The organism is Streptomyces sp. NPDC045701 (assembly GCF_056432045.1).
In genome coordinates this window covers 1-5,573 of sequence record NZ_JBWKJV010000119.1, presented here as the reverse complement: position 1 = coordinate 5,573, position 5,573 = coordinate 1, and the positions used below count along the sequence as shown (strand labels likewise).

6 protein-coding genes and 2 pseudogenes are annotated in these 5,573 nt (G+C 64.0%); 5 read left to right on the top strand and 3 right to left on the bottom strand.

Going from position 1 to position 5,573, the window contains the following annotated elements:
• Nucleotides 1-152 precede the first annotated feature (152 nt).
• Nucleotides 153-434, top strand: coding sequence for a tyrosine-type recombinase/integrase (locus AC07DW_RS33280; protein WP_478861358.1), 282 nt, complete (start codon nucleotides 153-155; stop codon nucleotides 432-434).
• Entirely contained in the window at nucleotides 431-766 is a 336-nt protein-coding gene (locus AC07DW_RS33275; protein WP_478861357.1) for a helix-turn-helix domain-containing protein, read from the top strand. Before AC07DW_RS33280 ends, AC07DW_RS33275 begins: the two co-directional genes overlap by 4 nt.
• A gap of 179 nt (nucleotides 767-945) precedes the next feature.
• Here the strand turns inward: AC07DW_RS33275 and AC07DW_RS33270 are convergent, their stop codons facing one another.
• Nucleotides 946-1,257, bottom strand: a complete 312-nt coding sequence (locus AC07DW_RS33270) for a hypothetical protein (RefSeq protein WP_478861356.1) — start codon at nucleotides 1,255-1,257, stop codon at nucleotides 946-948.
• A 370-nt stretch (nucleotides 1,258-1,627) separates the two neighbouring features.
• Here AC07DW_RS33270 and AC07DW_RS33265 point away from each other — a divergent pair.
• From AC07DW_RS33265 to AC07DW_RS33255, 3 genes and pseudogenes are all read left to right on the top strand, one after another.
• Nucleotides 1,628-1,807, top strand: a pseudogene (locus AC07DW_RS33265) (IS1182 family transposase); the annotation flags it as partial.
• 58 nt (nucleotides 1,808-1,865) lie between these two features.
• On the top strand, nucleotides 1,866-2,612 hold the full coding sequence (locus AC07DW_RS33260; RefSeq protein WP_478861359.1) for a transposase: 747 nt from the start codon (nucleotides 1,866-1,868) through the stop codon (nucleotides 2,610-2,612).
• A 75-nt stretch (nucleotides 2,613-2,687) separates the two neighbouring features.
• Nucleotides 2,688-4,232 (top strand): acyl-CoA synthetase, encoded by a 1,545-nt coding sequence (locus AC07DW_RS33255; RefSeq protein ID WP_478861355.1) that lies wholly within the window; start codon nucleotides 2,688-2,690, stop codon nucleotides 4,230-4,232.
• 335 nt (nucleotides 4,233-4,567) lie between these two features.
• On the opposite strand, the gene AC07DW_RS33250 is transcribed toward AC07DW_RS33255, so the two are convergent.
• Both AC07DW_RS33250 and AC07DW_RS33245 read right to left on the bottom strand, forming a co-directional pair.
• A complete protein-coding gene (locus AC07DW_RS33250; RefSeq protein WP_478861354.1) occupies nucleotides 4,568-4,768 on the bottom strand; it encodes an acyl-CoA carboxylase subunit epsilon in 201 nt (66 codons plus the stop codon).
• 380 nt (nucleotides 4,769-5,148) lie between these two features.
• Nucleotides 5,149-5,573: pseudogene (locus tag AC07DW_RS33245) on the bottom strand (IS30 family transposase); the annotation flags it as partial.

The window sequence follows — 5,573 nt, the reverse complement described above, 5'->3', positions numbered from 1 at the left end:
TACCCGAGCCGGGAGATCGCCCGGCAGGACGTCACCCGGTACATTGAATTCTGGTACAATCGCAAACGCCTTCACTCGGCCATCGGATACCGGCCACCCCAAGAAGTCCGCGCCGAGTTCGAGAACCTGCGGCTCGCCGCATGAATTGATGGATCAGACCCTGTCCGGAAAACGCGAGGCCCCTCACATACCGCGAGGCCCTGGGCCTGGACGACGGACTGGACTTCCACTCGCTGCGGAGGGCCTACGTCACCCACCTGATCGAGGACCGGTGGGATCCCCGCTTCGTCCAGGAACAGGTCGGTCACGAGCACGCCAGCACCACCTCCATCTACACCTGTGTCTCGTCGGACTTCCGCACCCGGACCTTGCGCCGGCACCTGGACGACACCGTCGCCGCGGCCCTTCAGGCCCGGAGCCGGAGGAACGCATGAAGCGCAAGGTCGGCTACACCTGGCGGCTGCGCGAGGTGATGGCCCAACACCAGATCTTCACGGCCACCGAGCTGGTCCCGCTGCTGCGTGAACGCGGGATCGACCTTTCCGCCTCGCAGGTTCACCGTCTGGTCTCCGGGACCCCGGAACGGCTGTCGTTGCAGGTCATGGCCGCGCTCTGCGACCTCCTCGCCTGCACCCCGGCCGACCTGGTGGCCACCACCGCCGAGAACGCCGGGGTCCGCAAGACCGCCACCGGCGACCTTCCGGCCCTGTCCGCGAACGCCGCCAAGCTGCGGCCCCGCACGGCCCGCATCCTGCCCGACGCATGAGCCGGGCCTATGCCACCGACGAGCAGTACGTGAGGTGTCCTGGAGGTCTTGTTCGGCTACGGGCCGGGGCTGCGGCCGGTGAGGACGTGCAGCCCAGCCCTCCGCCCAGTGGGCCTGGTTGAGGATCCGCAGCACCCCATCGGTGGCCGCGGCCCGGCCGGCCTTCTCCTTGGTCGGCGTCAGCCGAGCGGCCATCTCGGTGACCGAGGCCTGGACTCATCCGTACGGCCCTCCTTGCCCATCTTCTCCTCGGCGGCGATGGCGCCCTGGAGGTGCTGCTTGGCCGCCCACCACCGCCATTCAGTCGCCAGCGGCGCGGGCATGTCCGCGGGCAGGGCGACGGCGTCCAGCAGTTCGGCCGCGCGGCTGTCCGCCGCCTTCGCGGCGTCGGACAGCTCCGCCTTCATCCGCTTCTCGTTAGCCTGCCACCACGTCTGGGCACACTTCCAGCACCGCCCCAGCTTCTTCGCCGCCGCCTCCGGCGTAACCATCGCGGTGTGCGTGACGGTGCCTCTCGCGAAGGCCCCTATTGGGACACGTCCCCTGCCCGGCGGCAGCCTGTGCCACCCCAGACAGCGGTCGGCAGATCAAACTCAGGGCACCACGGCCAGTCGTACCTCGGGCCAGACCGCCGCCCAAGGCGGCACTCCCACATCCTCACAGTCGTACCTCGTGGCTACCGCGCGGTGTCGTTTGAGTCGGTTGATGACCCTGATGGTTAATTCGTGCGGCTGAGGGTGCTGGTGGGAGTGGATGGGCAGCTTCCTCTTGTGCCGGTAGGGTCCGGCCGGGGAGGGGGGCTTGTTGTGTCGATGTCGCCGCGGTCGTGGCCGGAGGCTGTCGCCGGAGATCGCTGCGGCGGTGCGGAAGATCTACGCGCGCAAGGAGCCGCCGCTCGCGGTGGCGGTCCGGGACCGGTTGCCCGAGGTGTTCCCGGACACGGAGTTCTCCTGTGCGTTCGGCACACGGGGCCGACCGGCGTTCTCTCCGGGGCTGCTGGCGCTGGTCACGGTGCTGCAGATGGCGGAGAACCTCACCGGCCGGCAGGCCGCCGATGCGGCCCGCAAAGACATCACCTGGAAATACGCGCTCGGGCTCCGTGGCGGACGAGGGGTTCGACGCGTCGGTGTTGCCGGAGTTCCGCACCCGGGTGGTCGAGCACGGTCTGGAAGAGCGGGCCTTGGACCTGTTGCTGGCCGCGTTGAAGGAAAAGGGCCTGGTCAAGGCGGGAGGGAAGCAGCGGACCGACTCCACGCACGTGATCAGCGCGGTGCGGGATCTGAACCGCCTGGAGCTGGCTGGTGAGAGCGTACGGGCCGTGCTGGAGGCACTCGCGGCCGCGGCACCGGGCTGGCTCGCCACGGTCGTGGACCTCGAACCATGGTCAGGGCGTTATGCGGCCCGGATCGATTCCTGGCGGCTCCCCGCCACCGCGTCCAAGCGCGCCGAGCTGGCCGTCGCGTTCAAAACGGATGCGGTCACACTGCTGGAAGCGGTCTACCGCGCCGACGCGCCGGCATGGCTGCGACAGCTGCCCGCGGTGCAGGTGTTACGGACCGTACTGGTGCAGAACAACTACCAGGTCACCGACGTCCCCACAGGACGGGAGGTGCGGCGGCGGGAGGCGGACAAGGACGGTCTCCCGCCGGCCAGAGTCCCTCTCGGCTCCCCGTACGACACCCACGCCCGCTGGGCGGCCAGGGGCGAGGACCTGTTCTGGCTGGGATACACCAGCGTCTCCCGCTCATCGTCGGTCAACGTCACCTCGGCCACCGGCCGTCCTCTACGCACCACGAGGACAGCCTACAAAATATTCACCGCACTTCAGGCGCAGGACACTAGATGAAAAGCGTTCAGTAACGAGACTATAGTTGAGACACTTCTCCTGCTTGTCCGGTTAGCAGAGCGTAGGGGTTATGAGATGCGCAACGAGGGATTGGGATCGTGGCCCGTGCGGCGAGCCCGCAAGAGTCCGTTCCGCACCGCTCTAATAAATGGTGACGCCTCAGTCGACTACGGGACCTTATGCGCGCGGGCAACACGGCTTGCGCGTGCCTTGCGGCTCCGTGGTGTGCGCCGTGGTGACCGCGTAGCCTACCTGGGGCCGAACCACCCCTCATACCTAGAAACGCTATTTGCGGTGGGCATGCTGGGCGCGATTTTTGTACCGTTGAACACCCGTCTAGCCGAACCGGAGCTTGCGTACGAGCTGTCCGACTCCGGTGCTGAATCACTAATATATGCACCCGCCCATGCTGATCTAGTCGCGGGCCTGGCCAAATCCGCCGCCCTCCGCGTCCTCATCGCGGTCGGCAGTGATTACGAGGAAGCAATAAACTGCAGTACTGATACAGGGCTGGACGAGTTGGTCACCACCGACGACCCCGCGGTTATCATGTACACTTCAGGGACAACTGGCCGCCCGAAGGGTGCGATTCTTACCCACGGTAACTTAATCTGGAATGCAGTCAACGTTCTCGTCGATATTGATCTCACGGCGGATGAATGCGCATTGGTCTCCGCCCCGCTTTTCCACGGGGCGGGCTTAAATATGCTCACCCTGCCAGTTCTGCTTAAGGGTGGTTGCTGTGTCCTTGTCGATGCCTTCGACCCCCGAAATACCTTCGACCTGATAGAGCGCTACGGAATCACCTTTATGTTCGGTGTACCGATAATGTTCGACCAGATGCTTAAGCAGGCCCGTTGGGCGGAAGCTGATCTGTCGTCACTACGGCTTCTTATTTGTGGTGGCTCTCCCGTGCCCACTCCTCTAATATCCGCCTACCAGCAGCGCGGCCTGACCTTCCTCCAGGGCTACGGCATGACAGAAGCTGGCCCTGGTGCGCTAATTTTGGACGCAGCCCATGCGAACGAGAAAATTGGGTCGGTCGGCTTGCCTCACTTCTTCAGTGACGTTCAGGTGGTGCGGCCCGACCTGACACGCGTGGACGTAGGCGAAGTAGGTGAAGTTGTAGTGAGCGGCCCGAACGTTATGTCGAGCTACTACGGGCTGGTTGATGAGCCCGATACTTCCTTTGCGGACGGATGGTTTCGCAGCGGGGACGCGGCCCGCATCGACGAAGATGGCTACGTATACATTGCCGGCCGCACTAAGGATATGATCATTTCAGGTGGCGAAAACATTTATCCAGCAGAAATCGAGAGCTGTTTGCTGACCAATCCCGACATTGCCGATTGCGCGGTTATTGGCGTGCCAGACAATAAGTGGGGGGAAGTACCGCGAGCTGTTGTTGTGCCACGAGAGGGTGCTGTCCTGGATCCCGACGGGGTGCTGGCTTCTTTGACCGGACGTCTTGCGGCGTACAAGGTTCCCAAGTCAGTGGTAGTGGTAAGCGATGAGTTGCCCCGCAGCGCCGCTGGCAAGTTGCTGAAGCCTTTGATCCGTTCGCGATACGGGGGAAACTCGCCAACGGAGGTGCCCCCGCGGCAAGCGCCGCCGCCATGATCCAACGTCGCCTCGGTCGGCACCTCGCCGGCAGTGAGCCTTTCAGAGTGGAACTGATCAGGTGTGGCTATGGACGAGGTGAAGCGGCGGAGCTCCCCGGCTGTTGAGCAAGTCGCCGAAGCGCAACTGGTTGGCCTGGGGGCTGGGTGGTTTCCTGTCCTGCCCACTGCACCTTCTACGCTCTGGTGCGCGGCTGGCCCTTGCGGACCGCGTCCGCACCCTCATGCCGCAGAGCAGAACTGTCACCAGCCTCCCGGAGGCACGCGGTGCCGGCCCGGTGAACGGGGCTAGCCTAACAGGGCGGCTCCGAGGCCGTGATGACACCAGCCTGGTAATTATCCACGCCAGCTGCCAGTAGGGACGAAAATTGCATTTGAAAGGATGCTTGGCTTCCCGCTGTAGGCGGAGGTGCAGTTATCGGGCTCGGCTAATTCAATTAGCCACTTGACCACAGCGACTGTTAGCGCAGCTAGCTCCCGCGTATCGGGGTCGCCCTTTTCAACACGCAGAAGGGGGGAATGAACGTGCTGTACCATGACTTCTACCCTATTCCGTTGCCAGCTCGGCCGTGAAGCCGCTGCGGAGCGCCGAATTGCTACAACGCGCGCCATATTGACGCAAAAGCCTTCCCCCCCCTTAACGATCATTCAAGGTGCGCCGCTCCTCAATAAATCTACAGAAGTTGATAGTGCGCAGTAAGCCGAGCACATAGTCGCATCTCCTCCCGCAGCGAGCGCAGGTCATGACTCAAACGGTCCAGCTACACCACCCGTCTTGAACAGTTTACTGACTTTAGCTCGTCAGGGTGATTCTTTGTGAAGTGACTGAGGGGCTTGGCTCGGTGCCTGATCCCGTCGTGGTGTGTGAGGTATGCGGGGCGGATTCCAGGGGTCGTTGCAACACACGGTCGGTTTGATCAGGCGGCGAGTAGTTTATGCAGGCGCTCGGCGGGGGTCTCCCAGCCGAGCGTTTTGCGTGGGCGGCGGTTGAGCTGGTCGGCGACTGCGCGGAGGTGTTCGGGGGTGTGGAGGGACAGGTCCGTGCCTTTCGGGAAGTACTGCCGGAGCAGACCGTTTGTGTTCTCGTTGGAGCCGCGCTGCCAGGGGCTTGCCGGGTCACAGAAGTAGACCGGGATGTCGGTGGCGAGGGTGAACTCGTGATGCCGGCCCATCTCGATGCCCTGGTCCCAGGTGAGCGACCGGGCCAAGTGGGAGGGCAGATTGGTGACCGTGTCCATCAGAGATCAGAGCGTCCCGGACGGCTTCGGCGCCGTGGTCGGCAGGCAGGTGCAGGAGCATGACGTAGCGAGTGGAACGTTCCACCAGGGTGCCGATCGCGGAG

Excerpts from the sequence above, each read along its gene's own strand:
- AC07DW_RS33270 (WP_478861356.1), bottom strand. The coding sequence starts at position 1,257 with ATGGTTACGCCGGAGGCGGCGGCGAAGAAGCTGGGGCGGTGCTGGAAG.
- AC07DW_RS33250 (WP_478861354.1), bottom strand. The coding sequence starts at position 4,768 with ATGGTACAGCACGTTCATTCCCCCCTTCTGCGTGTTGAAAAGGGCGAC.
- AC07DW_RS33275 (WP_478861357.1), top strand. The coding sequence starts at position 431 with ATGAAGCGCAAGGTCGGCTACACCTGGCGGCTGCGCGAGGTGATGGCC.
- AC07DW_RS33255 (WP_478861355.1), top strand. The coding sequence starts at position 2,688 with ATGCGCAACGAGGGATTGGGATCGTGGCCCGTGCGGCGAGCCCGCAAG.